The 26514-nt window shown below is 33.2% G+C and carries 33 protein-coding genes; 12 read left to right on the top strand and 21 right to left on the bottom strand.

The genetic code is table 11. From position 1 onward, the window contains the following. Position 1: 1 nt before the first annotated feature. The 5 genes from Q0822_RS12535 to Q0822_RS12515 are packed head-to-tail and all read right to left on the bottom strand — an operon-like array spanning position 2 to position 3192. Positions 2-832, bottom strand: a complete 831-nt coding sequence (locus Q0822_RS12535) for a TPM domain-containing protein (RefSeq protein WP_299124136.1) — start codon at positions 830-832, stop codon at positions 2-4. After that, on the bottom strand, positions 832-1269 hold the full coding sequence (locus Q0822_RS12530) for a TPM domain-containing protein (RefSeq protein WP_299124134.1): 438 nt from the start codon (positions 1267-1269) through the stop codon (positions 832-834). The genes Q0822_RS12535 and Q0822_RS12530 overlap by 1 nt, the downstream gene beginning before the upstream one ends. A gap of 8 nt (positions 1270-1277) precedes the next feature. Further along, positions 1278-1877 (bottom strand): LemA family protein, encoded by a 600-nt coding sequence (locus Q0822_RS12525; RefSeq protein ID WP_299124133.1) that lies wholly within the window; start codon positions 1875-1877, stop codon positions 1278-1280. 12 nt (positions 1878-1889) lie between these two features. After that, the gene (locus Q0822_RS12520; RefSeq protein ID WP_299124131.1) at positions 1890-2219 is read right to left on the bottom strand and encodes a MerR family transcriptional regulator; all 330 of its coding nucleotides are present in this window, start codon (positions 2217-2219) and stop codon (positions 1890-1892) included. Position 2220: 1 nt separating this feature from the next. After that, complete coding sequence (locus tag Q0822_RS12515) at positions 2221-3192, bottom strand: M23 family metallopeptidase (RefSeq protein WP_299124129.1); 972 nt, start codon at positions 3190-3192, stop codon at positions 2221-2223. Positions 3193-3320: 128 nt separating this feature from the next. On the opposite strand from Q0822_RS12515, the gene alaS reads away from it, so the two are divergent. Together alaS and Q0822_RS12505 are read left to right on the top strand one after the other, a co-directional pair. Continuing rightward, complete coding sequence (gene alaS / locus Q0822_RS12510; RefSeq protein ID WP_299124127.1) at positions 3321-5936, top strand: alanine--tRNA ligase; 2616 nt, start codon at positions 3321-3323, stop codon at positions 5934-5936. Positions 5937-5971: 35 nt separating this feature from the next. Further along, complete coding sequence (locus Q0822_RS12505) at positions 5972-6925, top strand: GSCFA domain-containing protein (RefSeq protein WP_299124125.1); 954 nt, start codon at positions 5972-5974, stop codon at positions 6923-6925. On the opposite strand, the gene Q0822_RS12500 is transcribed toward Q0822_RS12505, so the two are convergent. The 3 genes from Q0822_RS12500 to Q0822_RS12490 all read right to left on the bottom strand — a co-directional run bounded on the left by Q0822_RS12500 (position 6922) and on the right by Q0822_RS12490 (position 8976). Continuing rightward, entirely contained in the window at positions 6922-7368 is a 447-nt protein-coding gene (locus Q0822_RS12500; protein WP_299124123.1) for a HEAT repeat domain-containing protein, read from the bottom strand. The two genes, Q0822_RS12505 and Q0822_RS12500, sit on opposite strands and share 4 nt — an antisense overlap. 117 nt (positions 7369-7485) lie before the next feature. Next, on the bottom strand, positions 7486-7941 hold the full coding sequence (gene coaD, locus Q0822_RS12495) for a pantetheine-phosphate adenylyltransferase (RefSeq protein WP_299124121.1): 456 nt from the start codon (positions 7939-7941) through the stop codon (positions 7486-7488). 57 nt (positions 7942-7998) lie between these two features. Beyond that, positions 7999-8976, bottom strand: coding sequence for a D-alanine--D-alanine ligase (locus Q0822_RS12490; protein ID WP_299124119.1), 978 nt, complete (start codon positions 8974-8976; stop codon positions 7999-8001). A gap of 136 nt (positions 8977-9112) precedes the next feature. Here Q0822_RS12490 and Q0822_RS12485 point away from each other — a divergent pair, with 136 nt between their 5' ends. The 5 genes from Q0822_RS12485 to Q0822_RS12465 all read left to right on the top strand — a co-directional run bounded on the left by Q0822_RS12485 (position 9113) and on the right by Q0822_RS12465 (position 12976). Continuing rightward, positions 9113-9664, top strand: coding sequence for a PASTA domain-containing protein (locus Q0822_RS12485; RefSeq protein WP_299124117.1), 552 nt, complete (start codon positions 9113-9115; stop codon positions 9662-9664). A gap of 6 nt (positions 9665-9670) precedes the next feature. Then, on the top strand, positions 9671-10705 hold the full coding sequence (locus Q0822_RS12480) for an RluA family pseudouridine synthase (RefSeq protein WP_299124115.1): 1035 nt from the start codon (positions 9671-9673) through the stop codon (positions 10703-10705). 82 nt (positions 10706-10787) lie between these two features. Further along, positions 10788-11546, top strand: a complete 759-nt coding sequence (gene yaaA / locus Q0822_RS12475; protein ID WP_299124113.1) for a peroxide stress protein YaaA — start codon at positions 10788-10790, stop codon at positions 11544-11546. Between the two features lie 30 nt (positions 11547-11576). Further along, complete coding sequence (locus Q0822_RS12470; protein ID WP_299124110.1) at positions 11577-12299, top strand: hypothetical protein; 723 nt, start codon at positions 11577-11579, stop codon at positions 12297-12299. Further along, positions 12299-12976 carry a uracil-DNA glycosylase family protein gene (locus Q0822_RS12465; protein WP_299124108.1) on the top strand — a complete coding sequence of 226 codons (678 nt, stop codon included), beginning with the start codon at positions 12299-12301 and terminating at the stop codon, positions 12974-12976. Before Q0822_RS12470 ends, Q0822_RS12465 begins: the two co-directional genes overlap by 1 nt. Positions 12977-13182: 206 nt before the next feature. Here the strand turns inward: Q0822_RS12465 and Q0822_RS12460 are convergent, their stop codons facing one another. After that, positions 13183-15171 carry a YCF48-related protein gene (locus tag Q0822_RS12460; RefSeq protein ID WP_299124106.1) on the bottom strand — a complete coding sequence of 663 codons (1989 nt, stop codon included), beginning with the start codon at positions 15169-15171 and terminating at the stop codon, positions 13183-13185. A gap of 272 nt (positions 15172-15443) precedes the next feature. Between Q0822_RS12460 and Q0822_RS12455 the strand changes: the two genes are divergently transcribed. The 4 genes from Q0822_RS12455 (at position 15444) to Q0822_RS12440 (ending at position 18083) form a co-directional block, all read left to right on the top strand. Beyond that, entirely contained in the window at positions 15444-16253 is an 810-nt protein-coding gene (locus Q0822_RS12455; RefSeq protein WP_299124104.1) for a tryptophan-rich sensory protein, read from the top strand. 99 nt (positions 16254-16352) lie between these two features. Continuing rightward, a complete protein-coding gene (locus Q0822_RS12450; RefSeq protein WP_299124102.1) occupies positions 16353-17639 on the top strand; it encodes a DEAD/DEAH box helicase in 1287 nt (428 codons plus the stop codon). A gap of 2 nt (positions 17640-17641) precedes the next feature. Further along, positions 17642-17857 (top strand): DUF6500 family protein, encoded by a 216-nt coding sequence (locus Q0822_RS12445; protein ID WP_299124100.1) that lies wholly within the window; start codon positions 17642-17644, stop codon positions 17855-17857. Position 17858: 1 nt separating this feature from the next. Further along, on the top strand, positions 17859-18083 hold the full coding sequence (locus Q0822_RS12440) for a VF530 family protein (RefSeq protein ID WP_299124098.1): 225 nt from the start codon (positions 17859-17861) through the stop codon (positions 18081-18083). 13 nt (positions 18084-18096) lie between these two features. Here Q0822_RS12440 and Q0822_RS12435 read toward each other — a convergent pair whose 3' ends face one another. From Q0822_RS12435 to Q0822_RS12380, 12 genes are all read right to left on the bottom strand, one after another. Further along, entirely contained in the window at positions 18097-18612 is a 516-nt protein-coding gene (locus Q0822_RS12435) for a hypothetical protein (protein ID WP_299124096.1), read from the bottom strand. 156 nt (positions 18613-18768) lie between these two features. Continuing rightward, positions 18769-19659 (bottom strand): YitT family protein, encoded by an 891-nt coding sequence (locus Q0822_RS12430; protein ID WP_299124094.1) that lies wholly within the window; start codon positions 19657-19659, stop codon positions 18769-18771. A gap of 115 nt (positions 19660-19774) precedes the next feature. After that, positions 19775-20113, bottom strand: coding sequence for an EF-hand domain-containing protein (locus tag Q0822_RS12425; RefSeq protein ID WP_299124092.1), 339 nt, complete (start codon positions 20111-20113; stop codon positions 19775-19777). 74 nt (positions 20114-20187) lie between these two features. Then, complete coding sequence (locus Q0822_RS12420) at positions 20188-20364, bottom strand: hypothetical protein (RefSeq protein ID WP_299124090.1); 177 nt, start codon at positions 20362-20364, stop codon at positions 20188-20190. An 83-nt stretch (positions 20365-20447) separates the two neighbouring features. Beyond that, a complete protein-coding gene (locus tag Q0822_RS12415; protein ID WP_299124088.1) occupies positions 20448-20813 on the bottom strand; it encodes a hypothetical protein in 366 nt (121 codons plus the stop codon). Positions 20814-20835: 22 nt separating this feature from the next. Then, complete coding sequence (locus tag Q0822_RS12410) at positions 20836-21291, bottom strand: tRNA (cytidine(34)-2'-O)-methyltransferase (protein ID WP_299124087.1); 456 nt, start codon at positions 21289-21291, stop codon at positions 20836-20838. 42 nt (positions 21292-21333) lie between these two features. Beyond that, a complete protein-coding gene (locus tag Q0822_RS12405) occupies positions 21334-21546 on the bottom strand; it encodes a hypothetical protein (protein WP_299124085.1) in 213 nt (70 codons plus the stop codon). Then, positions 21543-22304 (bottom strand): tryptophan synthase subunit alpha, encoded by a 762-nt coding sequence (gene trpA, locus Q0822_RS12400; RefSeq protein ID WP_299124083.1) that lies wholly within the window; start codon positions 22302-22304, stop codon positions 21543-21545. The genes Q0822_RS12405 and trpA overlap by 4 nt, the downstream gene beginning before the upstream one ends. Before the next feature lie 2 nt (positions 22305-22306). Further along, positions 22307-23488, bottom strand: a complete 1182-nt coding sequence (gene trpB / locus Q0822_RS12395) for a tryptophan synthase subunit beta (RefSeq protein ID WP_299124081.1) — start codon at positions 23486-23488, stop codon at positions 22307-22309. A 216-nt stretch (positions 23489-23704) separates the two neighbouring features. Next, positions 23705-24388 (bottom strand): tRNA (5-methylaminomethyl-2-thiouridine)(34)-methyltransferase MnmD, encoded by a 684-nt coding sequence (mnmD, locus tag Q0822_RS12390; RefSeq protein ID WP_299124079.1) that lies wholly within the window; start codon positions 24386-24388, stop codon positions 23705-23707. A 2-nt stretch (positions 24389-24390) separates the two neighbouring features. Further along, complete coding sequence (locus Q0822_RS12385) at positions 24391-24837, bottom strand: hypothetical protein (RefSeq protein WP_299124076.1); 447 nt, start codon at positions 24835-24837, stop codon at positions 24391-24393. Continuing rightward, the gene (locus tag Q0822_RS12380) at positions 24815-25318 is read right to left on the bottom strand and encodes a DUF4920 domain-containing protein (protein ID WP_299124074.1); all 504 of its coding nucleotides are present in this window, start codon (positions 25316-25318) and stop codon (positions 24815-24817) included. Before Q0822_RS12380 ends, Q0822_RS12385 begins: the two co-directional genes overlap by 23 nt. Before the next feature lie 117 nt (positions 25319-25435). On the opposite strand from Q0822_RS12380, the gene Q0822_RS12375 reads away from it, so the two are divergent. Then, positions 25436-26503, top strand: a complete 1068-nt coding sequence (locus Q0822_RS12375) for a branched-chain amino acid aminotransferase (RefSeq protein ID WP_299124071.1) — start codon at positions 25436-25438, stop codon at positions 26501-26503. Positions 26504-26514: the final 11 nt, after the last annotated feature.

Below are 26514 nucleotides of genomic sequence, written 5' to 3'. Positions count from 1 at the left end.
ATCACCACCCACCTGAAGCGCCTCCACCTCCAAAACTTCCGCCTCCGAAGCCACCACCAAAGCCGCCTCCGCCAGAAGAGCTACCTCCAAAGCCTCCGCCAAAACCACCGCCAGATGATGACCCTCTAGAGTAGCTTCCGCGGCCCATATTGCTTAGTATTATAGCTTCAAGAATACTTCTTGCATCGTCATTATTGCGATTGCCTCGATTACCACCTCTTCCACCACCACGGCTTTTAGAAATAGCGATAATAAAAATGACAAAAATGATAAATAGAAAAATGAAAATTTCAAACGGAAAGCGTACATCATTTTCTCTTGTACCCTGGTATTCACCATTCATGACTTCGAAAATAGCATCTGTTGCTCTATTGAGTCCTCCATAATAATCATTTTGCTTAAAATAAGGAATAATATCTCGCTCAATAATTCTTTTACTCATAGCATCAGTTAGCAAGTGTTCTACGCCTTTACCAGTGTTAATGCCTATTTTACGATCATCTTTTGCAAGAAGAATAAAAATACCGTTGTCTTTTTCTGCATCTCCAATACCCCATTTTTCAGCCCATTGTGCTCCCAGATAGTTAATATATTCTCCATTAGTAGAGCTAATGGTTGCTATAACAATTTGAGTTGAGGTGGTATCTGAATAGCGAATTAATTTTTGTTCTAAATTACTTTTCTGAGAAGGTGTTAATAAACCAATCTCGTCATAAACACTAGTTTGAAATTCAGGTGCAGGAGGAATATCGTATTGTGCAACAGCAATAAAAGAACATCCAAAACAAAGCAGGAAGATAAACTTAAAAATAAAACGCTTTAGTTTTTGCATTAGCCCTTTGAGATTGTATTATCTAATTCATCACTATCACCATGCTCCCAAGGAAAATATTCAGCAAGTACTTTGCCTGCTTCTTTTACACCATCTATAATACCTTGCTTAAAATTACTAGACTTAAATTGTGAAGCAATTTTATCTCGTGTAGAATTCCAGAAATTAGCATCCACAGCATTGTTTATACCATGATCACCAATTATAACGAAGGCTTTATTATCAACGGCTACATATAATAGCACACCATTTTTTTGCTTGGTGTTATCCATTTTAAGAATATGAAAAACATCTTGCGCACGCTCGTAAACATCGATATCACAACGTTGTTCAATATGCACACGAATTTCGCCAGAGGTATCACACTCTGCAACACGTATTGCTTCAACGATTTCCTCTTCTTGGTTTGCAGTTAGGAAATCTTCAATATATGGCATGGTAAATTCTATTTAAACTCGAATTCTACATCTGGAGCATTTTCACTTCCTGGATCAGCTTTGTATCTTGGCATTTCTTCAAACCCAAACCAACCAGCAAGAAGTTTTCCTGGGAATTTGGTAGTATGTATATCGTAAATATTAACCTTTTCATTATAGCGATCTCTTGCTATGTTAATTCGATTTTCTGTACCCTCAAGCTGACTTTGTAATTCTAGAAAATTTTGATTAGCCTTTAACTCTGGATAACGTTCAACAGAAACTAATAATTTAGATAATGCTCCACTTAAACCGCTTTGCGCTTGTTGAAATTGAGCCATGTTTTCAGCTGTTAAATTACTAACATCAATGTTTGTTGAAGTAGCTTTTGCTCTAGCTTCAATAACTTCTCTTAAGGTAGTTCTCTCAAAGTCTGCAGCTCCTTGCACCGTTTTAATTAAATTCCCGATAAGGTCACTTCTCCTCTGGTATGAACTTTCTACATTAGACCAAGCCGTTTTAGCATCAGCTTCGTATTCTACAGCGGTATTATTAAATCCTACAGCCCAGTTATAGATAACTAAAGCTAATAGTCCAATTATAATTAAAGGGATGAGCCATTTTTTCATGATTGTTTAGTTTTAAAGTTGAGTTTTTATTTTAACTAGTTGTGCTTTTATATCTTCAAGCTTTTCTATGATTTCGTATTTTTCTAAAGCCTGTTTCTTTTCTTCTTTGAGGTGGGTCTTGGCTCCCTCAAGTGTAAAACCACGTTCTTTAACAAGATGATAAATGAACTTTAAATTTTTAATGTCTTCTGGCGTAAACTTACGATTGCCTTTTGCATTTTTTTTTGGCTTTATAACATCGAATTCTTTTTCCCAAAAACGAATTAAAGATGCATTTACATTGAAGGCTTTGGCGACTTCACCAATACCATAATAACGTTTTTCTGGCAATTCTATATGCATCTTAATCGAGGGATTGGTTTTCTAATGACGCTTTCTTCAACAGTTTATCAAACTCTTCTGCTGATAAATTTCCATAGTAAAAATTAATAGGATTAATACGTTCTCCATCTTTAAAGATTTCGTAATGTAAGTGTGGAGCTTCAGAACGACCTGTGCTCCCAACATAACCTATTAGATCTCCACGTTTTACACGTTGATTAACTTTTACATTGTATTTATACAAATGTGCATAAAGTGAAATGTAGCCATAACCATGATCTATACGGATATGATTACCATATCCTGTAGAACCATTGTCAGCACGTTTTATCACACCATCACCAGACGCATAAATTGGAGTGCCACGTGGTGCGGTAAAATCCATACCAAAATGAAATTTTCTAATTTTAGTAAATGGATCGGTTCTGTAGCCATAACCAGATGCCATACGTGTTAAATTCATATTATTTATGGGCTGTATTGCTGGTATGGCTTCTAAAAATTTCTCTTTGTCTTCAGCCAACTTTGCAATTTCGTCTAAGGATTTAGATTGCACTACTATAGCTTTTTCTAAAATATCTATGCGTTTATTAGTTTCAGCTATTAATTGAGAATTATCAAAACCTTCATACTTCTTATAGCGATTAATACCACCAAAACCAGCCCGTCTTTGTTCTTCTGGAATTGGGTTAGCTTCAAAATAAAGTCTATATATAGCATTGTCGCGCTCTTCAACATTTTCTAGTGCAGCTATTGCATCATCCATGCGTTTGTTTATAAGCTCATATTGTAACTCCATGTTTTGCAACTCTCTTGCCATTTGGCGCTCTTTAGGAGATTCAATATATTGACTTGCAATGAAAAAACATAAAAATCCAAAGAGTGCGGCAGCAGTTAAAAATACGGTTGCATATTTTAATGTTGTTGATTTCTTACGCTTTATCTTGCGGTAAGAAAGCGTTTCAGAATCATAATAATATTTTACCTTAGCCATGTTTTAATTTATACTATTTTTGCAGCTAATAAGCACTTGGCATGCTCAAAATAATTGTGCAACTTTCAAATATAAAGATTGTTTTGCAATTGTGGTAATTAAAACGGAACAAGCTATAATTTCAGTATATGAAGTCTCAAGATATTCGCGCTAAATTTTTAAATTTCTTTGAAGGTAAAAAGCATCTCATTGTGCCTTCAGCTCCAATGGTTTTAAAAGACGATCCTACATTAATGTTTGTAAACTCTGGTATGGCACCTTTTAAAGAGTACTTTTTGAGCAACGCTGAGCCTAAGAAAAATAGAATTGCAGACTCCCAGAAATGTTTACGTGTTTCAGGTAAACATAATGATTTAGAGGAAGTAGGTTATGATACGTATCATCACACATTGTTTGAAATGTTGGGTAATTGGAGTTTTGGAGATTATTTTAAAAAAGAAGCTATTGCTTGGGCTTGGGAACTATTGACCGAAGTTTACGGAATAGATAAGGATATGCTCTATGTAACGGTTTTTGAAGGAAGTGATGATGCGGATAATCTAAAAATGGATACAGAAGCTTACGATATTTGGAAGCAATATATTTCTGAGAATAGAATTTTAAAAGGAAATAAAAAGGATAACTTTTGGGAAATGGGTGAGCAAGGTCCTTGTGGACCTTGTAGCGAGATTCATGTTGATATTCGCTCTTCTGAAGAAAAAGCCAAAGTAGATGGAAAATCTCTAGTGAATATGGATCATCCTCAGGTAGTAGAAATCTGGAATCTTGTTTTTATGCAATACAATCGTAAAGCAGATAAATCATTAGAGGTTTTACCAGAAAAGCATATCGATACAGGAATGGGCTTTGAGCGTCTTTGTATGGTTTTACAAGGAGTACAATCTAATTATGATACCGATGTTTTTACTCCTATTATCAGAGAGATTGAAACTATTGTAGATAAAGATTATGGCAAGGATGAAAAGGTAGATGTCGCGATTCGAGTGATTTCTGACCATGTGAGAGCGGTTGCGTTTTCTATTGCAGATGGTCAACTACCAAGTAATAATGGTGCAGGTTATGTAATACGTCGTATTCTTAGACGTGCTGTACGTTATGGTTTTACATTCTTAGATAAGAAGGAGCCATTTATTTATCGTTTGGTTGATACTTTAACTAAAAAGATGGGAAAGGCTTTCCCAGAATTGAAATTTCAAAAACAGTTAATTGAAAATGTAATTAAAGAAGAAGAAAGTTCTTTTTTGAGAACTTTAGATCAAGGACTGGTGCTTTTAGATGATATAGTTAAGAACTCAAAAACAAAAGAAATTTCTGGTTCTAAAGTTTTTGAACTTAAGGATACTTATGGTTTCCCTGAAGATTTAACAGATCTGATTCTTCGTGAAAAAGGATTTACTTATAATGCAGAAGAATTTAATAACGCGTTAAAAGAGCAACAAGATAGAGGTAGAGAAGCGTCAGAACTAAAATCTGATGATTGGACCATATTACATCATGACGAGGTTGAAGAGTTTATTGGTTATGATACTTTAGAAGCACATGTAAAAATAACACGATACAGAAAAGTAACCTCAAAAAAAGATGGTGAAATGTATCAATTGGTGTTTAACATTACACCATTTTATCCTGAAGGAGGTGGACAAGTGGGTGACAAAGGTTATTTAGAAGATGAACATGGAGATGTGGTTTATATTTTAGATACCAAAAAGGAAAACAACCTTATTATTCATTTTGCTAAAAATTTACCAAAACATAAAAATGAAGTTTTAAAAGCAGTTGTGGATTCTGAACAACGTTATAGAACTGAATGTAACCATACAGCAACGCATCTATTGCATCAGGCTTTGCGTGAGGTTTTAGGAGATCATGTTGAGCAAAAAGGATCAGCAGTACATTCTAAGCATTTGCGTTTCGATTTCTCACATTTTTCTAAACTTACCGTTGAAGAACTGAGAGATGTAGAAAACTTTGTAAATGCACGTATTGAAGGTAAATTACCATTAGAAGAAAATAGAAGTGTACCTAAAGAACAGGCTATTGCAGATGGAGCAATGTCGCTATTTGGTGAAAAATATGGTGATGATGTTCGTACCATTCGTTTTGGTCAGTCTATTGAACTGTGTGGTGGAACACATGTAAAAAATACAAGTGATATTTGGCATTTCAAAATTACTTCTGAGAGTGCTGTTGCCTCAGGCATTAGAAGAATAGAAGCAATTACTAACGATGCAGTTAAAGATTTCTATTTCGAACATAACAGAGCTTATTTTGAAATGAAAGATTTGTTGAATAATGCTAAAGAACCTGTAAAAGCTTTACAGAATTTACAAGCTGAAAATGCCGATTTAAAGAAACAGATAGAAAACCTATTAAAAGATAAAGCAAAGAACATTAAAGGTGAGCTTAAAAATGAGCTTACCGAAATAAATGGAATTCAATTCTTAGCTAAAAAATTAGATTTAGATGCGTCTGGTATTAGAGATATTTGTTTTGAATTAGGAAGTCAGTTTGATAACCTGTTCTTGTTATTTGGTGCTGAGAATAACGGAAAAGCAATACTATCTTGTTATATTTCTAAAGAATTAGTTGCTAGCAAAGATTTAAATGCTGGTACTGTTGTAAGAGAACTCGGTAAACACATCCAAGGTGGAGGTGGAGGACAACCGTTCTTTGCTACTGCTGGTGGTAAAAATCCTGCTGGTATTGATACAGCATTGAAAGCTGCAAGAAATTATATAGAATAGTTTTGTCATCCTGAACTTGTTTCAGGGTCTCATATATGAAACTTCAAACACAAATACCACTAACTAGACAACTTCATAATCAAATAAATTATGACTCTAAGCTATTGCTTATTGGTTCATGTTTTTCGGAGAATATTGGAGAAAAATTTGAATATTTCAAGTTTCAATCTATAGTAAACCCTTTTGGTATTTTATTTCACCCTTTAGCGATAGAAAAACTAATAACACGTTCAATAAACAAAGACTATTACTCAGAGCAAGACTTATACTTTCAGAACGAACAATGGTGTTGCTTCGATGCACATTCAAAATTAAATAGTGCTTCTAAAGAAGAATTGTTGAGCAGATTAAACACTCAAATTGACGAAATTCATCGACAACTTGCCAACACAAGTCATATCGTTATCACATTAGGAACGAGTTGGGTTTATAGACATGTCACTTCAGACACTATAGTGGCTAATTGCCATAAATTACCTCAAAAACAGTTTGCAAAAGAGTTGCTTTCAGTTGATCAGATTACAGAATCACTAGATGCTATAATTAGTTTAGTAAGAAGTATTAATCCTAAAGCAAATTTTTTATTTACAGTATCTCCTGTTCGTCATATCAAAGATGGTTTTGTAGAAAATACGCAAAGTAAATCGCACTTAATTTCGGCAATTCATAATGTCATTGAGCCTAGAAAGCAACACTATTATTTTCCATCTTATGAGATTATGATGGATGAATTACGTGATTATCGTTTCTACACTCAGGATATGATTCATCCTAACCAAATTGCAATTGATTATATCTGGGAAAAGTTTAAGAGTGTTTGGGTTTCTGATGAAATTGAATCTACTATGCAAGATGTAGATACTGCTCAAAAAGGTTTAAAACACAAGCCCTTTAATACGAAATCAGAAGCACATCAAAAGTTTATAACCAAACTTCAATCTCATATTAAAGACTTGTGTAAAAAATATCCACATTTTAATTTTGACTAGCGCATTGGCTTTTTAAGCTGTTCTTTAACACGATCAAAGGATTCTTTGCTAGCTCGTTTCCAGCGATAAATATTGTGTTTTTTGTCTTTCTTTACATTGCGCTGCTCTTCTTTATCTCTAATCTCTTTAACCCAATTAAAGCGTTTCCTCGTAATAGAAATAACCAAATCATCATTGCATCCCAATGCTTCGAGTGCATTTAAGGCTGCAATAGATACATTCTGAATGTTGTCGTTCATCGCATGAAGTAGAGTTGGAATGGATGAAGGTCTGCCAACATGCTCTAAGGCTTCAGCTGCAAATTGACGCGTATTATAATTGCCATGTTTAAGCGCATATTCTAATTTGTCAACCGCACCAGAGTCCATCCAATCCAATATAATATCTTTTGAAGGCTGAACTAACTTCAGTTTAAAAAGTATATATGTAAATGGATGATTCATAAGAAAAGTGTAACGTGTAAAATATATGTAGTAAAATTCAACACTTTGTTACAGTGAAAGCATGAAATACTCTTCTTTAAGGTATAGAAAACGTCAGAAAATGAGATGGAATACTAGTTATTTAACAACGACACTATCTGGCACTAAAACCGTATAATCTCCGTTGTTTCTAATCACATCGCGAACAATAGATGAAGAGATAAAAGACGTTTTAGCAGCTGTTAATAAGAAAACAGTTTCAATTTTAGATAGTCTTCTGTTGGTATGCGCGATGGCTTTTTCAAATTCAAAATCGGCAGGATTACGTAAACCTCTTAGTATAAACTGCGCATCTATTTTTTCGCAAAAATCTATGGTAAGACCTTCGTAAGTCACCACTTTTACTTTGGGTTGGTTTTTAAAAGCTTCTTCAATAAATGACTTCCGTTCGTCTAAGGAAAACATATATTTTTTTTCTGCATTAACTCCAATGGCAACAACAACTTCGTCAAATAGTTTTATACCACGTTTTATAATATCGTAGTGTCCTAATGTAATAGGATCAAATGAACCTGGAAATAGTGCTCTTTTCATCGACAATGTTTGGTCATTCCCATAAAAATGGAAACTTTATTCAATCAAATATAATTATTATTTCTTCAAAGCTTCCTCAATAGCATTATCAAACAACGCTTCCATGCTAATTCCGGCCTCGGCAGCTTGTTGAGGTAAAATACTTTCATTAGTTAAGCCAGGTACAGTATTAACTTCTAACAAATAGGGTTCATCATTTTTAAAGATAAACTCACTTCGCGAGAACCCTTTCATTTTAAGCGTATCGTAGATTTTTTTAGCTACACTTTCGGTTTTTTGTTTGTAATCTTCAGATATACGAGCTGGAGTAATTTCTTGTGATTTCCCCTCGTATTTAGCTTGGTAATCAAAGAAGTCATTTTCCGATACTATTTCTGTAATTGGCAGAACAGTTGTTTTTCCTTTATAAGAAATGACACCAACTGAGACTTCAATACCATCTAAAAACTGTTCGATAATAATTTCATTGTCTTCTTTGAACGAATCGTCTATGGCTGCTTGCAAATCTTCTTTTTTATACACTTTAGAAATACCAAAACTACTGCCAGCTTTATTTGCTTTTACAAAACAAGGTAAACCCACTTTAGCAATAATCGCATCTTCATCAATAGTATCACCTAAATTTAGGTAATAGCTTTCAGCAGTTTTAATTCCGTAAGGTTTTAAAGTAGCCAATAAATCGCGCTTATTAAACGTAAGAGCAGCTTGGTACATGTTACAGCTTGTTTGTGGTATACCTAGTAATTCAAAATACGCTTGCATAAAGCCATCTTCTCCAGGTGAACCGTGTATGGCATTGAAGACACAGTCAAAAGTGATTCTTGTTTCATTAACTAATACCGAAAAGTCATTTTTATCTAGTTCAAATTCTTCATTAAGGTCATTAACAAAAACCCATTTGTCTTTAAAAACATGAATACGATACGCATTGTATTTTTCTTTATCTAAAGTTTCATATACAACGTTGCCGCTTTTAAGGGAAATTTTATATTCGCTAGAATAACCTCCCATTATAATTGCAATATTTTTTTTCATTTTTAAATTTAAAAAAGCTAATATGTAAATGTATCATTTATTTTAATAATCTAAATCCATCATCCATACGTATTTTAGGTATTCAGCGTTATTATAACGTTATAATTTCTTAGTTTTGTCAACAATTATTTAGCTTATGAGTATTGTAAAGTTTCTTACCAGTAAAGTCTTTTTTAAACAATTGGCTTTAGCTATTGTCGCTGTTGTAGTGTTATGTTTTATAATGCTAAAATGGTTAAATGTTACTACTAACCATGGTGAATTTGTGGTTGTTCCCGATCTTAAAGGGAAATCTATAGAAACCGCTAAAATAGAATTGAAGGATAATGATTTAACAATGAAGATTCAAGATTCTGCTAATTTTAATCCCGATTATCCAAAATATTCAGTCATAGAGCAAAACCCGGTTGCAGGATCACAAGTAAAAGAAAATAGAAAAATTTACTTAATCTTAAATCCTTCTGATTATAGAAAAGTAGAAGTGCCAAATATTCTTAAACGCACTTTTAGACAGGCTAAACCACAATTACAGGCTTTAGAATTTAAAGTAGGTGAAATCACTTATATTGATAATATTGGAAAAGATGTGGTTTTAGGTATGAAGCATAAGGGTGAAACTTTAAAACCAGGTATGCTTTTACCACTAACATCTACTATAGATTTGGTTTTGGGCAATGGTAAACGATAATATATAATGCCTAATATCTCAGATATTTCCCAAGAAGAAGACGAACTTTACGAGCATCATGCTTTTAGAGTAGATAAGGGACAGCAACCACTTCGTATAGATAAATACTTAATGAATTTTATTGAAAACGCTACGCGTAATAAAATTCAGGCTGCAGCAAAAGACGGCAGTATTTTCGTTAATGATGAGCCTGTAAAGTCCAATTACAAGGTAAAACCAAATGATGTTATTACTGTTAAGTTTGAGCATCCTCCGCACGAAAACTTGCTGATTGCAGAAGATATTCCTATTGATGTAGTTTACGAAGATGATGATTTATTAGTAGTGAATAAACCAGCTGGTATGGTAGTACATCCTGGTCATGGCAATTATTCAGGGACACTAATTAACGCGCTTATTTTTCATTTCGAAAATTTACCAAATAACTCAAGTGATAGACCTGGTTTGGTGCATCGCATAGACAAAGATACAAGTGGATTGCTCGTTGTTGCTAAGACAGAACAAGCTATGGCACATTTATCTAATCAGTTTGCAAAAAAAACAAGTGAGCGCGAATATGTAGCTTTAGTTTGGGGAAATATGGAAGACGATGAAGGCACTATTGAAGGTAACATTGGACGTCATCCTAAAAACAGATTACAAAATACCGTTTATTTAGATGATGAAGCAGATAAAGGCAAACCAGCTATAACTCATTATAAAGTTATTGAGCGTTTAGGTTATGTCACTTTAGTAAGTTGTAAGCTAGAAACTGGTCGTACACATCAAATCCGTGTACATATGAAACATATTGGCCATACATTGTTTAATGATGAGCGCTATGGAGGTGACCGAATCTTAAAAGGAACTACGTTTACAAAATACAAGCAATTTGTTGAGAATAGTTTTAAAGTGCTTCCAAGACAAGCCTTGCACGCCAAAACATTAGGTTTTCAGCATCCAACAACAGGAGAATTCTTAAAATTTGAGTCTGAAATTCCACAGGATATAGCAGAATGCATTGAGAAGTGGAGGAGCTATTCTAAGCATAAAGATAATTAATAGTAGTATTTACATTTTTTCTTGAACGGCGTTTCAGATATTCGTTGTACTTCGTAACTTTGAATTGAAATAAAATTGAACTATGAAACTCGTATTATCGCCAGCAAAGTCTTTAAATTTTGAAAGCAAATTACCAACGACTAAAACTACAGAAAGTTGTTTTTTAGCTGAAGCAGAACGCTTAAATAAATTACTAAAAAAGAAGTCAGCACGAAGTTTATCGAAGCTAATGAGTATTTCTGACAATTTAGGACAATTAAACTATGAGCGTAACCAAGAATGGGAATTACCATTTACAAAAGATAATGCTAGGCCAGCTATATACGCCTTTAGTGGTGATGTATATAGAGGTTTAGATGCTTACACTATTGATGCTAAGAAGTTAGATAAAGTTGAAAATACTGTTCGTATAATTTCAGGATTATATGGTTTACTAAAACCTTTAGATTTAGTCCAGCCATATCGTTTAGAAATGGGAACTAAAATGCCAGTAGGTAAGAACAAGAATCTTTATGAGTTTTGGAGAAGGAAAGTTACTGAAGCTTTAAATGATGAGTTAGAAGATGACGAGCTATTCTTAAATTTAGCAAGTAATGAGTATTTTAAAGCTATAGACACCAAAGCATTAAAAGTACCAGTAGTTAATGTTGCATTTAAAGAGTTTAAGAATGGTGAGTATAAGATGATTGCCATTTTTGCTAAACTAGCAAGAGGCTATATGACACGTTATATTATCGATACTGATGCGAAAACTTTAGACGACGTTAAAGGGTTTAATTACGAAGGTTATGGCTTTAGTGAAGCGTTATCCTCAGAGAATGAGTTGGTTTTTACAAGATAGTTACTATATTTAATGACCTAACTATCTTTCATGCATTACTATCTAATTGTTGCACTTCAGGCGTTTTGTATATATCACGTTTACAAAAACCACAAACCTTATTATTGGTACTTTCTTATTTTTTTTATTCCCGTTATAGGCTCTTTGATTTATATAATTACACAAGTTTATAATAAGAATGATGCGGATAAAATTCAGAGTGAAATCACATCAATTATCAATCCAACAAAAAAGATAAAGGACTTAGAAAGGAAGATTGAATTTTCAGATACCTACACCAATCGTATCGAATTAGCAGATGCTTATGTTCAAAATACTGATATGCCAAATGCTATTGTAAATTATAAAAAGACACTTGAGGATGTAGATCAGAATGATTTATATGCTCGCCAACAATTAATCTTATGCTATTTTCAACTTAAAGATTATTTGGGCGTAGTAGAACATTCTGAAGTCATCTTGAATAAACGAGAATTTAAAGGCTCTAAGCAACAATTTTGTTACGGTTTAGCACTTAAAGAATTGGGTAAACTAGAAAAAGCCGAAGAGCAGTTAAAGGAGATTGATAGACCATATTCTAATTACAATGAACGATTAGAACTCGCTAAATTTTATATTGAAAATCATAGGAAATCTGAAGGTGCAGATTTGCTAAACGAAATTTATGCTGAATCTCAACACATGACAAAACCCAATAGGCGTATTTACAGAACTACGATTGCAGAAGTTGAGCGCTTATTAAAAACACTGTAATGTTTTTTCATAAGCATCCTTACGAGCCTTTTATTAATAATGATACCAAAAAGCTTATTGTTGGCACGCTGCCACCACCAAGATTTTCAACAGGTAAGTTATTGGAAAAGGATGTTGATTTTTGTTATGGTAGTTATTACAATTCTCTATGGTTGTTTATAGATAAAATTCACAATCTCAATTTACGCTATGACAATTCTCAAGACGCTATCAATGAACGGAAGCAATTTTTAATAGAACACAAAATTGGTGTTTGTGATATTGTAGAAAGTGCAGAACGAGAGAAAATTGATGCCTCTGATTTAGGAATGCAAAACATAAAATTGAGAGATGTTGTTGACTATTTAAAACAATACCCAAACATAGAAACGATTCTGTTTACGGGAGGTAATAGTAAAAACGGACCAGAATATTTTTTTAGAAGACATCTAAAGGCTTATAATTTAAAGCTAGAATTAGTTAAGAACGAAGTGCCTAGAATCCACCAATTTTCGCTTTGTCATCCTGAACGTGTTTCAGGATCCCAGAGAACCATCAAAACGGTTTCTTTATCCTCTGGCTCAGGAGCTGCCAATATTTCTATAAGCAGATTGCCATTATATAAACAACTCAAAGCTAAAGACCCAAATTTTAATACGTTTGATTTTAGAGTGCTACAGTATTCTGAATTTTTTTGAAGGGTTCGTTAACGTGTTTGTGTATGGCTCGTTGCGTGCAAATTAGCGATTATTTTTCGGTTGAGCCACAAGCCAAATTTTTAAATTTTACTATTTATCTTTTTCTTGGAAATCGTCAAATTTAAAAATTTGGCGACTTTCCAAATACGCCTTGACTTCGATTAAGTAATTGATTAGCAATGAGCTATACACGTTGTTGCCCACAGTTATTTTTTATTCAGTGACTGTTTGTAAAGAAAATCAGCAACCTTATAAATAGCGTAATTTTTTTCTTTAGAAACATCAGAATATAAATCTCCATTAGTTAGTTCGTTAATCAACTCACCTAATTTTAAAGAGTTGCTTTTTATAATTAATCCGTTAAAATTAATTATCCAAGGTGTATATAAATAGTTTGGTTTGTCGTCTGAATTTTCTATGGTCAAGACTTCTCCGTTTTTAAAAGTAATTGTCATTTTTCTCCAAACAGTTGTGGTACTCCAATTGCCATATCCAGTATTAAATACTTGGTTAATGACAGTATCTGGAATCGAATCAAAACTGTCAGCCACATTTTTGTAAAAATTAAAGTCTGTGTTTTCACCTGGAAAAGTGTAATAGTTGTCGTAGTCAAAACGGTCGTAACCTTTTTTCTTTATTTTCTGTTCTTCTTTACCGATGAAATTTTTGAAGTTGTCCAAATCTTTTTTTGAAATTTCTAAATCGTTTACAGTTAGTTTTTTGAAACGAGAATTATTAATTTCATTAACTATATCATTTAATATTTTTGGACTTATTTCTTTGTCCATTTTTGACAAAAATTGTTTTCCTTTTTTGATTAATTTAAAGGTGTTATTTTTTAATTGATACTCTTTGTATTGTTTATCATTATGAAAACAACCTTGACTACCAATTTCAATCGAAAACTTTTCTATTTTATTCGCTGATAAATTGAAAAGCGATTTTGGAAGTTCATATTTAGTGGTTTTTTGTTCATCAATGTCTACAACCAACCTTTGGTCTAAATAATTGTCAGCAATTACAATTTGTTTTTTGAAAATGACTGCATTCGAAACATTGATAGGTAATTCCATAAATCGATACCATTCTGTTCTTTTTTTATCAAATCTTAAAACAGTATTTCCATCAAAGCCAATTTCTTCACCTTTGTAATTTACCTTTAAATAAGGCTCACTAATTGGCACTTCATTTGTCATAAGTTTTGAAACAATAAAATCGTTTTTGTTGATTTTATAAATTTCACCGTAAGTAAAAGCGAAAAGACTATTGTTTTTTGTATTAATGGCTATTGGTAGACTTCTCAATTGTTTATTGGATTGCCAAATAGAAACGAAACTTGAATCCCTTAAGTCGATTTTTAAATCTTTGTCAATTAAATAAATACACTCATCAGATGTAGTTTCAAAGTCAGCTATATTTGGTAATTCTATCCAGTCAATATTATCACTTTTTGTATAGAAAACATTTCCTTGTTGATTGATAATATAATAGTCTCCAAAAATCCTTATTTTTTTTATGTCAGGTCTATGTTCTTTAGAAAGCCTCTTATATTTTTTTTGGTCTAAAGGCGTTGGTAATCTTTCCCAAGTTAAACAGTTGTCAGTCGTTTTGTATAATACGTTCCAAAAAGAGCCAAACAAGCCTGTTTTTTCATCTTTAGCAAAGTGAATTGTTGCAAATCTTAATGCATTTTCATTTCCTGCCTTATCAAAGCTTTTCCAAGTTTTTCCACTATTTTCAGTATAGTAAATAAGTTGAGAATTTCCACTCATCCAAGCTTTTCCATTATCGTTAATGTAAGCAGCATCAATCCAACTACTTTTACCAAATTTTACTTTATCCCAATTTAATCCACCATCTTCTGACCTATAGACAAAATCTGTATTAGAATTTTCTCCGTGTATGTAGCCAGAAATCATCATTATTTTTTCTGAAAAGAAGTTAACACGCTCAAAAGTTCCTCCGAAGTCCATTGATAAGGGGTCTTTTGTTCCTAAAGGACCAAAACTCCATAATTCGCCAATTTTATCTGTATAATAGGTATTACCAGCTTTTGTAGCGAGCCATATTTTTTCGGAAGGTGAAACACCTATTTCTGAAATTCCTCCACTTATAGGAAGATTCGCTAAATAGTTGTCTTGACTAAACGTTGTTAGCGGTAAAATTAATGTTATTAGTAAAAGTAATTTCCTCATTGTTTAATTCGTTTCCACGAAGTTAATTCTGTTCGTTCAATTTAAAAATCCAGATTGAGTGAACTATGCTTTTCAGTTAGTTAACTATTCAGTTTCTTGTTTGTAAAGGGTTTCGTCTAATTGTGGGCAACTTTGTGATATGAGTCCGTTTCAATGACTTATATCAGACGTTAACGAAGTTAGTTGAAAATTTTATGAAAGTCAATATGTGTTGGTGTATTACTTTAGAGTTTCTGTTAGTTTCTTTAACTTGGTAACAAATTAGAATTCCAATGAAAAAAACACTACAAATAGGTAATGGATTAGCATTAGGTTCAACGATATTTATCAATTATCTATCTAATACTGGTGTAATGAATAATACAACCATTGGTGAAGTTTCAGATAGCTACAGATCTTTGTTTACACCAGCTGGTTACACCTTCGCTATTTGGGGAATTATCTATCTATTACTTTTTGCTTTCGCTATATATCAAGGTAGAAGCCTATTTGTAAAAGTCAAGAATGACGACTTTGTCCTCAAAACAGGCTGGTGGTTTATATTGTCTTGTGTGTTTAATTCCCTTTGGGTATTCGCTTGGATATATGAGCATACAGATTGGTCTTGTGTGTTTATCTTTTTGTTGTTCTTTTCATTGCTTAAAATTGTTTGGAATAATAGAATGGAATTAGATGACGAACGTTTTCCTGTTGTGGCATTTGTTTGGTGGCCATTTGTTATTTATAGTGGTTGGGTAGCTGTTGCAAGTATCGCTAACGTCTCTACTTATTTAATAAAGATAGAATGGAAGGGCTTTGGCTTATCAGAAATAACCTGGACGATACTTATGATTGGTATTGCTGTGGTGATAAATGTAGCAATCACATGGAAACGTAACATGAGAGAATTTGCTCTTGTTGGTGCTTGGGCTTTTGTTGGTATTGCCAACGCTAATAAAGGCATTAATGATGCTATCGCTGCTATTGCATTTGTTAGTGCTGGTTTATTGCTTTTTAGTGCTGCAATTCATGGTTTTAAAAACAGAGCTACTAATCCATTTGTTAAGTTTCAACAATGGAAAGCAACAAGAGGGTCAGAATAAGTTATTATTAGTTGTATCGTCGAATAAAATAAATGTACCTTCGCGCCAAATTAAAGGAGTGACCTAAACCGTATAGAGTTTGCTTCATAAACTTTATATATGTCATTTGAATTATTAGGCTTATCTGAGCCATTATTGCGTGCGATTAGTAAAAAAGGCTACGAAACGCCATCACCTATACAGACCAAAGCCATTCCGCCAGTTTTAGAAGGAAAAGATGTTTTAGCTTCTGCACAAACTGGCACAGGAAAAACAGCAGGTTTTACATTACCATTATTACATATTTTATCTGAAAACCCAAAACAAAAGTACAGACCAATACGTGCTTTGGTATTAACTCCAACACGAGAGTTAGCAGCTCAGGTCTATGCTAACGTTAAAGAATATAGTGAGTTTTTAAATTTAAGAAGCGCTGTTATTTTTGGTGGAGTCAATCAGAAGCCACAGGTGGCAACGATAAGGCAAGGTGTAGATATTTTAGTAGCGACTCCAGGTCGACTGTTAGATTTAGAAAGTCAAGGAGCGTTATCTTTAAAACGTGTCGAAATATTTGTTTTAGACGAAGCAGATCGTATGTTAGATATGGGTTTTTTACGCGATATAGAACGCGTGATGAAACTTATGCCAGATAAGCGACAGAATCTTATGTTCTCTGCAACCTTCTCTAAAGATATTAAGAAATTGGCCTATTCTATTCTTAATAACCCAGTACAGGTTGAAGCAACTCCAGAAAACACTGCTGTTGAAATTATTGAACAAAAAGTGTATCGCGTAGCGAAGGGTAAAAAAACAGGCCTAATTATTAAGCTAATTTCTGATGGAAATTGGAAGCAAGTTCTAGTATTTACCAGAACAAAACATGGTGCCAATAAGCTTTGTAAAAAGATGATTAGTGCTGGTATTTCTGCGGCAGCTATTCATGGAAATAAAAGTCAAGGTGCCAGAACTAAAGCTTTAGCTGGATTCAAAAACGGTTCTGTTCGAGTTTTAGTCGCTACAGATATTGCGGCTCGTGGTTTAGATATTCCGTTATTACCGCATGTTATTAATTTTGAATTACCAAATATTTCAGAAGACTATGTACACCGAATAGGTAGAACAGGTAGAGCAGGAGCAAGTGGTGAAGCTATCTCTTTAGTAAGTGCTGATGAAACGACTTATCTAAGAGATATTCAGAAGTTAATCGATATGAAGATTCCTGTAGAAATTGTTGAGGGTTTTGAGCCAGATCCTAATGCGTCTACTGAACCTGTAAAACCAGGACAGAATAGAAACCAAGGTCGTGGTCGAAATTCAAATTCTAGAAATAGCTCTAGAAATAACTCAGGGAACAAGAAGAATTCTAGTCGAAACAGAAATCGCAGAAGATCTGATAATAGAGGATAGTAGTGACACCAATTTTAAAAACTAAAATCATAGAGGTTTGTGATAAAAAAATAGCACAAAAAGGATCCAATGTAGGCTTGTCTTTTTATGCTTTTTTTGCTAATAAAAATGATAATCCAGAATTATTAATGGAAGCCGCAACTTGGTGGATACAAACACATCAATTGAATCATTTTGAGAAAGCCATAAAGATTAAAGAATTAGTTAAAAACTTGTAATTTGTCTACACAAGCTAACAACCCTTTACACGGAATAAAACTAGAACAGATGATTACTGAACTACAAGCGTATTACGGATGGGAGTATATGGGTTATCAGGTTAATATTCGTTGTTTTACACACGATCCATCAGTAAAATCTAGTTTAAAATTTTTGCGACGTACACCTTGGGCACGCACTAAGGTAGAGACTATGTATTTAGAGATGTTACGAAAGAAGCGTTAATATTAACACTAGTTTATTTTAATTTATCAGCAACCCATTTCTGTAATTCAGAAGTATCCATTTTTATGAGCTTCTCAATTCTTTTGTCTTTTTTTAGTCCATCGCCTTTATTGGCAGAATATACTTTAATAATACTGTTTATTCCAGCTATGTTACCTGATTCAATATTATCTTTTTCGGAAGGATTTTGGATGACATATTTTATCCATCCACCTAAAAAAATCATTAATAGTTCGGGATTCTTTTTTGTCAAATCTAACTGAAAGGCTTGCATTTCAATAGTTACTGTAGGAGTTCCTGTTGCCCATTGCATCAAAAAAGCATTAGCTAATGTTCTTTTATCAGAATTTTGATTTACAGGTGTGTTTTCTAACCAATTTATACAATTTAAAATATCTGTTTCATATTTTTTATAGTCTTCAGCAGATTCTAATTTCACATTGTTTGGAATTTTAAATTCTTGCGATAAACTAGTTTGAATAAATAGAATAATTAAAATTGAGGTAACAATTGATTTCGGAATTTTCATAATTTGAGATACTTTAATTTTTAATATTCTTCTAATATGGTGAATAATCAGTTGAGATTCATTTTAAATTAGGTGTCTATTTAACATTCTATCCATTAATCTCAATATAAATATACCGAAGTATTAAGTGCTAGTAACTAACATTAAAAGAATTTTCTACAGTTTTGGTAATATTTTATTCTTCTTCTTGTCTAAATAGTGTCTCAGAACTCCACCTTTAACATTATTAACATCAAACTCTACTATAAAAGCGTTTTCGTCTATGTTGTCAATGATTCGGTGCATTTTTTTAATATCAATACGATTGATAATGGTATGAATAATATCAAAATCTTCTTGTTTGCCTTGACTACCAAAACCTTTTGAGCCTTTGTAGGTGGTTAAACCTGCTCCTAACTCTTTCATAATAGCCAATTTTATTTCTATATATTTCTTAGACACTATGGTTACACCAATAAAATCTTCAAAACCTTCAATAGTGAGATCAGTGACTTTTGCAGTTACGATATAGGTAAGAATAGAATAAAGGGCCACTTCAGTAGAAATAACCCAAGCCGTTATACTAAATAGAATAATATTAAAAAGCAAAATTACCTGACCAATACTAAAACCGAATTTATCATTTAGATATACACCTAAAATTTCAGAACCATCTAGCACAGAACCATTGCGTATTGATATGCCAATGCCTGCACCTAAAAACAAGCCTCCAAAAATTGAAATTAAAAGTTTATCGTCAGTGATAGTACCGAAGTTCTCAAAATGAATAAAGAGCGCCAAGCCAAGAATACTAATAATTGATTTTATTACAATTCGTTTAGAAACTGTGTAATAGCCTAATATTAAAAATGGAATACTAAAGATGATTAACAAAATAGAAAGGCTAATATCTATTTGTGTTCGCACTAATAGAGCCATTCCCGTAACACCTCCATCTAAAAATCCGTTTGGTAATAAGAATGCTTTTAATCCTATGCTGGCAAGGATTATACCGAGTATAATTTGTCCGTATTCTGAAATATAATTATAAGTTTTAGAGTGTCTCAAGTCTTAAGTTTTTGCGTAATTGAAAATAATAAAATCAATCTTTATAAATGCGAAAAATCCTCTAAAGACTAGAGGATTTTTATATAAGTATGATAAAAAAGTTTATTTATACTAATTAACCCTTTTTCACTTTAACTTTCTCAGCTTTTTTTGTTTGCTTAAGACTTCTAGGTGTTTCAAAAAAGACCTTGAATTCGGCTTTATCAACAGTTCCATTTTTATCGGTATCCATGCTTGCAAAACGCTTTTCAACTTGCGTTTCCTTAGATGGGTCCTTCATTCTTTTGGCTTTAAACTCCTCTAGAGTAATAATGTCGTCTGCATTAGCATCCAAATGCTTAAACATTTTCTCAGATTTGTCTTTCTTTACCTCAAGCTTTTCTTGTGCTCCTGCAAAAGAAAAAGAAGCTACAGCGATTATAAAAATACTGGCTTTTAATGTTTTAGATATCATTGTTTTAAGATTTAGGTGTTAAACAAAATATTGGACTAATATAGTTGAAAAAAGTTTAATAGGTAAAAAACGTCCTAAAATATCTCTTTGATATCATCTTCGTCATCCTCTTCTTTTGTTACTTCTACATTTTCAATTAGATTTTTAGGTAAGTTATCTTTTTGCGAAAACTTTAAAGGAAATGGCACAATACAAGCCAACATAATCATAAAAATTAAGGCAATTAACCTAAAAGTTTTTTTAATCTTCATAATATAACAGCGTATAGCATCTACAGGGTTGAGATGCAATTAATAATAGATAATTATTAGCCTATAAAGGCTACATATAACTACTATACGATGTTATTATAAGTTGTTTGGTGTGTGGTAAATGGATAGAACTTGGTATGAAGTTGTTTAGCTCTAAGCCAAAGATTTTTAGCAGTATATGTGCTATAAGAATTTTTTTGATGTAAATCTTGAGTGCTTTTAAGTGTTTTAAATGAATACGTTGCATATTTGAAAAAAGAAACAAAAGCAATTTTGTCTACATCTTGAAATTGAAAGCAGAAACTTGTGTCTTCGTCTTTGTCACTTATAACTAATGCCGATTTAAGGGCTTCACTAGGTGAGTTATTTGTAACTCCAGAAAACGAGACTAAACTTAAGACAAGCGTCAATCCGAAAAACAAAATATTTATGTTTTTTGAGAGTTTCATACTCAAAGATAATAAAGTTTATTTATAACTCTAGTTGTCTTAAGCCTTCATAAACAATAATACTCACTGCATTGGCAAGATTTAAGCTTCTAATCTCCTTACTATATAATGGAATTTTGAAAAGACGATTTTGATGCATTTCTATTAACGTTTTTGGCAAACCAACAGATTCTTTGCCAAAGATGAGGAACATATTGTCAGTATAAGATATATCCCAATGCGATTGCGTGCCATGGCTAGATAAGAATATCATTTCAGACTTTTTATTTTTTATAAAGAAATCATCAATAGAATCGTAATAAATGACGTCTAAATGTTGCCAATAATCTAAACCAGCACGTCTAAGTCGTTTATCATCAATTTCGAAACCAAAAGGTTTTACCAAATGTAGTCTTGAACCTGATGCCAATGCTAAACGACCAATATTACCAGTATTGTTGGGAATTTCAGGTTCTATGAGGACGATGTTCAGTGGCATATTTTTGAATCAGTTTTGTCATTCTGAACTTGTTTCAGAATCTCACTTTTTAATCTTTAAAATGATTAATCGTATCAATAATGCAAAAGGAAAACCATGAAGCAAAACATCAAAATAATCTTTCGCTACCATTCCATTTGCACCTCCACTAATCCAGCGCAATTTCCCTAAAAGATGTGGTTCAGGGAAAAAAGGTGCTAAACCTAGAGTTAGGCAAAGCAGTATAATTATTCTCCAATCATTTAAGACTTTCACAATATAGTATCAACAAATTTATCAATAGAATTTACACCGTTAGTGGTCAAATGCTTAATAAAAGCACTACCAATAATTGCTCCTTTAGCATATTCAGTGGCTTGTAAAAACGTGTCATTATTTGAAATGCCAAAACCTACTATCTGTGGACTATTAAGATTCATATTGGCAATACGTTCAAAATATTCAGTTTGCTCATTACCAAATCCAACTTTTGCTCCGGTTGTACTCGCAGAACTTACCATATAAATGAATCCATCAGAAACAGAATCGATATAATGAATACGCTCATCTGAAGTTTGTGGTGTAATTAAGAAGACATTGATTAAACCATATTTTTCAAATGTTTCTTTGTATTCTGAGTTATATACATCAACTGGTAAATCTGGTATAATGAGACCATCCACACCCACGTCGCTGCATTTTTTACAAAATGCTTCTACTCCATATTGCAACATCGGGTTAAAATAGCCCATAATAATTAATGGAATTGATACCGACTGACGAATATCTTTTAATTGCTCAAAAAGGATATCGCTCGTCATACCGTTTTTTAATGCTTGTGTAGAACTTGCTTGTATCGTTGGGCCATCAGCCAATGGATCACTAAAAGGTAATCCAATTTCTATCATATCGACACCACTTTTTTCAAGATTTTTAATAACTGGTACTGTATCTTCAATGTTAGGGTAACCAGCTGTAAAGTATATAGATAAGAGTTTTTTATCTTCTTTTAGTTTTTGATTTATTCTGTTCATACTTATAACTTAAAATAATCAATATAATTCTGTAAATCTTTATCTCCACGGCCAGAAAGGTTTACGACTACAATATCATCTGGTTTAAATTTTTTGTGTTCAAAAACTGCCAAAGCATGTGAAGTTTCAATTGCCGGAATAATTCCTTCTAATTGGCATAATTCTAACCCAGAAGTCATGGCTTCATCGTCTGTAATCGCAATGAATTCTGCACGTCCTGTTTTGTAAAGATTGGCATGCATTGGGCCAACACCTGGATAGTCTAAGCCTGCCGAAATAGAATAAGGTTCTGTAATTTGTCCATCTTTTGTTTGCATTAGCAGAGTTTTGCTGCCGTGAATAATGCCTTCTTTTCCCAAAACTGACGTTGCAGCACTTTCACCAGAGTCTACACCTTTTCCAGCAGCTTCAACAGCTATGATATTTACATCTTCATTATCTAAATAGTGATAATAGGTGCCTGCAGCATTACTCCCACCACCAACACAAGCAATTAAATAATCTGGGTTTTCTGTGCCTTCTTTTTCTAATAATTGACTTTTAATTTCTTCCGAAACTACGGCCTGAAATTTAGCCACCATATCTGGATAGGGATGAGGTCCTACCACACTTCCAATAATATAATGCGTGTCAACAGGATTATTTATCCAATCTCGAATGGCTTCGTTAGTAGCATCTTTCAAAGTTCTGCTACCTGATAGCGCAGGCACAACTTTAGCTCCTAACATTTTCATACGTGCTACATTTGGAGCTTGACGAGCAATATCAATTTCTCCCATGTAAACAATACACTCTATTCCCATCAGAGCACATACTGTTGCAGTAGCTACACCATGCTGACCAGCCCCAGTTTCTGCAATTATTCTGTTCTTACCTAAACGTTTAGCCATCAGGATTTGTCCAATGGTATTATTGATTTTATGTGCACCAGTATGGTTTAAATCTTCACGCTTTAGATAAATTTTGGTATTGTATTTTTCTGAAAGTCTTTTGGCTAAATAGAGAGGTGAAGGTCTGCCCACATAATCTTTTAATAAGGCATTAAATTCTTCCTGAAATGAAGGTTCTGCCATTATTTTAAGATAGTTCTGTCGTAATTCTTCTACATTTGGATACAGCATTTCTGGGATGTAAGCTCCACCAAACTCACCGTAATATCCTTTTTCGTTGACATTGTAACTCATAATAAATTTTCTGTTTTCAATAGCAGTGCAAGTTAACGAATTTGAAGGTAAATTAGAATTACAATTGGTTTTGTTTTAAGCAAAAATAATAGGGTTTAATTGCGATATTTATATTTGAATACATTGCTGAATGTTTCGTTTTTCTTAATATTCGCAACGCTGGACTTCGCCGAATATTACTAAGGTTCTTTGCGCGCTCTCAACATTTTACTCATTTCATTTTGTTAAATACTTCGTTGCCCTAAGCATTTCGCGTTTTCCTGGTGGCCCAGGAAGTCGCTCTACAGTAAATCCAACCGCTAGCATGGCTCTTCTCACACTACCTTTAGCAGAATATGTTACTAAAACACCATTATCTCTGAGTGCTTTGTACATAATTTTAAAAATATCTTCTGTCCATAAATCGGGTTGTACTCGAGCACCAAAGGCATCAAAATAGATGATATCGAATTCATTTTCAGCATTTATATCCTTAAAGTATTTTTTTTGCTTTTCTAATTGGAATGTTGTTGTAATGTTATGTTGTGCTTCCCAAGGTGAAGTGTGTAGTTTTTGAAAAATATCAGTATGCGCTTCAGAAATTAACTCTACATAATTGAGTTGATTAATTTCTTCAAAATCTACAGGATAAGCTTCTACACCAACATAATTGATATTTAGATTATTTTTCTTAACTTCAATAAGTGTTAGGAAGGCATTGAGTCCTGTGCCGAAGCCTATTTCTAGGATTGAAATGGGCTTGGATTCTAAAACCTGTTCAGAATAAAAAAGCAAACCATGTTTTAAAAACACATGGTTTGCCTCTTGAATTGCACCATGGACGGAATGATACTGTTCGTTCCAATCCTCTATCTGTATGGTTTTAGATCCATCTGATGTGGTGATTATTTTTCGTTTCAAACTTATTTAATCAACAATTTTTTAATTCTTGGTATTGGTCCAACACATTCAGTTTTATGACATGCTAAACACATATTGATGTTGTTGTTATATCGTGTTCTTAAATCTAATCTAGATAAGGTGTCTAATACCTTCATTTGACTATTGATATATGCTGGAGCAAAACCATTAAAAATTGAATTTCTGCCACTCGAGTCTGTCATCTCAGCCGAATGAATTTTTAAAAACCGTTCTGGCATTTGCTCTAAATCTTCATTAGATAAAATTGCCGATTTAAGTGACGCGTTATACTCATAAAACTCGTTCATGAGGTTCGCCATTTCTGAAGGCTGATAAACTATCAATTCTTCTTTTTTCTCTTCTTTAACTTCTTTTTTGCAAGCGCTGATTGTTACAACAAAAATTAAGAAGAAGAGTGTCTTATACTTATTGCTTAAGCAATACACCATCTGCTTCAAAGGCATACGTACGCTCAGGTACAGTAATCGCTGCTATTTCTTCTGCAGATTTACCAGCATCTTCTGCATAATGTTTTAAGTCATCTACTGATGTTTCGGTCACAAAAGCCTTACCATTAATCACAACTTCGCCAGTTGCATTTAGTGGCATAAAAAAGCCATAATCTTTAAAAGTTACTCTTATTACATCCTCATTACCAACGTCCAATTTCATCCAACAGCCTTTTTTGGAGCACACTTCAGCAATAGTACCTCTCATTTTGGAATTAACCGTATCGCCAACTTTCATGTTTTTATAATGCTCCATCATACGCTCAGCCGATAAAGCATCTGCATCATTTATTTCCATACCAAAGGAAGCATAAGCAATTTCTTTTTTTACCTCTTCCATTTTATTTTCAGTAGTTTTTACTTCATTTTTACAAGCTGTAAAAGCTAAACAGAGTGCTGTAAATAAGATTATTTTTTTCATTATTTATGAGTTTTAATTGATTAATTATCGAATTACAAATTTACACAATTTAGAGGAATTTTGCCTTTTTTTAACGGTAATGATTACGTATTTTTGCTTTATAAATTATTGAAAATTATGGCTATTAGTACAGGCAATATTGAAGTTGAAATGTCCCAAACTTCTAAAATTAATGATGTTGATTTTAGTAATTTGAGTTTTGGTCGTGTTTTTTCAGATCATATGTTTGTATGTGATTATGAGGATGGACAATGGCAAACACCCAAAATTATGCCTTATCAGGCTATAAGTTTAGAACCTTCTGCAAAGATTTTTCATTATGGACAGTCTATCTTCGAAGGTATGAAGGCTTACAGAGATTCAGAAAACAATGTGTTTTTATTTAGACCAATGGATAATGTTAAGCGAATGAATATTTCTGCCAAACGTTTGGCTATGCCAGAAATACCAGAAGCATATTTTATGAATGGTCTTAAAGAACTTTTGAAGATTGAAAAAGACTGGATCCCAACCACGGATGGCAGTGCTCTTTACGTTCGCCCATTTATGTTTGCCACTGGTAAAGGATTTCATGCTTCGCCAGCTGATTCTTATAAGTTTATTATAGCTTGTGCACCTTCTGGACCTTATTTTTCTGGAAAAGTAAACGTACTTATTGAAGAACATTATTCGCGTTCTGCGAATGGTGGTGTTGGTTTTGCAAAGGCTGGTGGTAATTATGCGGGTCAATTTTATCCTACTCAATTAGCTAAAGAAAAAGGCTATCAGCAGGTAATTTGGACAGATGATAATACTCACGAATATATTGAAGAAGCTGGAGCTATGAATATATTCGTAAGAATTAATGACACCTTACTTACTGTACCAACAAGCGATAGAATATTAGATGGTATAACAAGAAAAAGTATTTTAACCATTGCGGAAGCAGAAGGTATTAAAACTGAAGTAAGAAAAATCAAAGTTTCTGAACTTGTTGAGGCATCAGAAAACGGAAGTCTTAAAGAACTTTTTGGTGCTGGTACAGCAGCTGTTATTTCACCTATTTCTGGTTTTGGTTTTAAGGGTAAAGATTACGAATTACCAGTTCTAGAAAACACCTATGGTGCTTCGCTAAAAAAGCGTATTACAGATATACAAACTAACCAATCAAATGATCCTTTTGGATGGCGTGTAAAAGTGTGTTAGATTTTGTTTGG

Source organism: uncultured Winogradskyella sp. (assembly GCF_947496485.1).
Lineage (GTDB): Bacteria > Bacteroidota > Bacteroidia > Flavobacteriales > Flavobacteriaceae > Winogradskyella.
The sequence above is the reverse complement of the archived record's forward strand: the minus strand, read 5'-3'. Positions and strand labels throughout refer to the sequence as shown.

Bases quoted from the DNA above. Each gene is read 5' to 3' on its own strand.
- Q0822_RS12535 (WP_299124136.1), bottom strand. From the start codon at position 832: ATGCAAAAACTAAAGCGTTTTATTTTTAAGTTTATCTTCCTGCTTTGT.
- Q0822_RS12530 (WP_299124134.1), bottom strand. From the start codon at position 1,269: ATGCCATATATTGAAGATTTCCTAACTGCAAACCAAGAAGAGGAAATC.
- Q0822_RS12525 (WP_299124133.1), bottom strand. From the start codon at position 1,877: ATGAAAAAATGGCTCATCCCTTTAATTATAATTGGACTATTAGCTTTA.
- Q0822_RS12520 (WP_299124131.1), bottom strand. From the start codon at position 2,219: ATGCATATAGAATTGCCAGAAAAACGTTATTATGGTATTGGTGAAGTC.
- Q0822_RS12515 (WP_299124129.1), bottom strand. From the start codon at position 3,192: ATGGCTAAGGTAAAATATTATTATGATTCTGAAACGCTTTCTTACCGC.
- alaS (WP_299124127.1), top strand. From the start codon at position 3,321: ATGAAGTCTCAAGATATTCGCGCTAAATTTTTAAATTTCTTTGAAGGT.
- Q0822_RS12505 (WP_299124125.1), top strand. From the start codon at position 5,972: ATGAAACTTCAAACACAAATACCACTAACTAGACAACTTCATAATCAA.
- Q0822_RS12500 (WP_299124123.1), bottom strand. From the start codon at position 7,368: ATGAATCATCCATTTACATATATACTTTTTAAACTGAAGTTAGTTCAG.
- coaD (WP_299124121.1), bottom strand. From the start codon at position 7,941: ATGAAAAGAGCACTATTTCCAGGTTCATTTGATCCTATTACATTAGGA.
- Q0822_RS12490 (WP_299124119.1), bottom strand. From the start codon at position 8,976: ATGAAAAAAAATATTGCAATTATAATGGGAGGTTATTCTAGCGAATAT.
- Q0822_RS12485 (WP_299124117.1), top strand. From the start codon at position 9,113: ATGAGTATTGTAAAGTTTCTTACCAGTAAAGTCTTTTTTAAACAATTG.
- Q0822_RS12480 (WP_299124115.1), top strand. From the start codon at position 9,671: ATGCCTAATATCTCAGATATTTCCCAAGAAGAAGACGAACTTTACGAG.
- yaaA (WP_299124113.1), top strand. From the start codon at position 10,788: ATGAAACTCGTATTATCGCCAGCAAAGTCTTTAAATTTTGAAAGCAAA.
- Q0822_RS12470 (WP_299124110.1), top strand. From the start codon at position 11,577: ATGCATTACTATCTAATTGTTGCACTTCAGGCGTTTTGTATATATCAC.
- Q0822_RS12465 (WP_299124108.1), top strand. From the start codon at position 12,299: ATGTTTTTTCATAAGCATCCTTACGAGCCTTTTATTAATAATGATACC.
- Q0822_RS12460 (WP_299124106.1), bottom strand. From the start codon at position 15,171: ATGAGGAAATTACTTTTACTAATAACATTAATTTTACCGCTAACAACG.
- Q0822_RS12455 (WP_299124104.1), top strand. From the start codon at position 15,444: ATGAAAAAAACACTACAAATAGGTAATGGATTAGCATTAGGTTCAACG.
- Q0822_RS12450 (WP_299124102.1), top strand. From the start codon at position 16,353: ATGTCATTTGAATTATTAGGCTTATCTGAGCCATTATTGCGTGCGATT.
- Q0822_RS12435 (WP_299124096.1), bottom strand. From the start codon at position 18,612: ATGAAAATTCCGAAATCAATTGTTACCTCAATTTTAATTATTCTATTT.
- Q0822_RS12425 (WP_299124092.1), bottom strand. From the start codon at position 20,113: ATGATATCTAAAACATTAAAAGCCAGTATTTTTATAATCGCTGTAGCT.
- Q0822_RS12420 (WP_299124090.1), bottom strand. From the start codon at position 20,364: ATGAAGATTAAAAAAACTTTTAGGTTAATTGCCTTAATTTTTATGATT.
- Q0822_RS12415 (WP_299124088.1), bottom strand. From the start codon at position 20,813: ATGAAACTCTCAAAAAACATAAATATTTTGTTTTTCGGATTGACGCTT.
- Q0822_RS12410 (WP_299124087.1), bottom strand. From the start codon at position 21,291: ATGCCACTGAACATCGTCCTCATAGAACCTGAAATTCCCAACAATACT.
- trpA (WP_299124083.1), bottom strand. From the start codon at position 22,304: ATGAACAGAATAAATCAAAAACTAAAAGAAGATAAAAAACTCTTATCT.
- trpB (WP_299124081.1), bottom strand. From the start codon at position 23,488: ATGAGTTACAATGTCAACGAAAAAGGATATTACGGTGAGTTTGGTGGA.
- Q0822_RS12385 (WP_299124076.1), bottom strand. From the start codon at position 24,837: ATGGTGTATTGCTTAAGCAATAAGTATAAGACACTCTTCTTCTTAATT.
- Q0822_RS12380 (WP_299124074.1), bottom strand. From the start codon at position 25,318: ATGAAAAAAATAATCTTATTTACAGCACTCTGTTTAGCTTTTACAGCT.
- Q0822_RS12375 (WP_299124071.1), top strand. From the start codon at position 25,436: ATGGCTATTAGTACAGGCAATATTGAAGTTGAAATGTCCCAAACTTCT.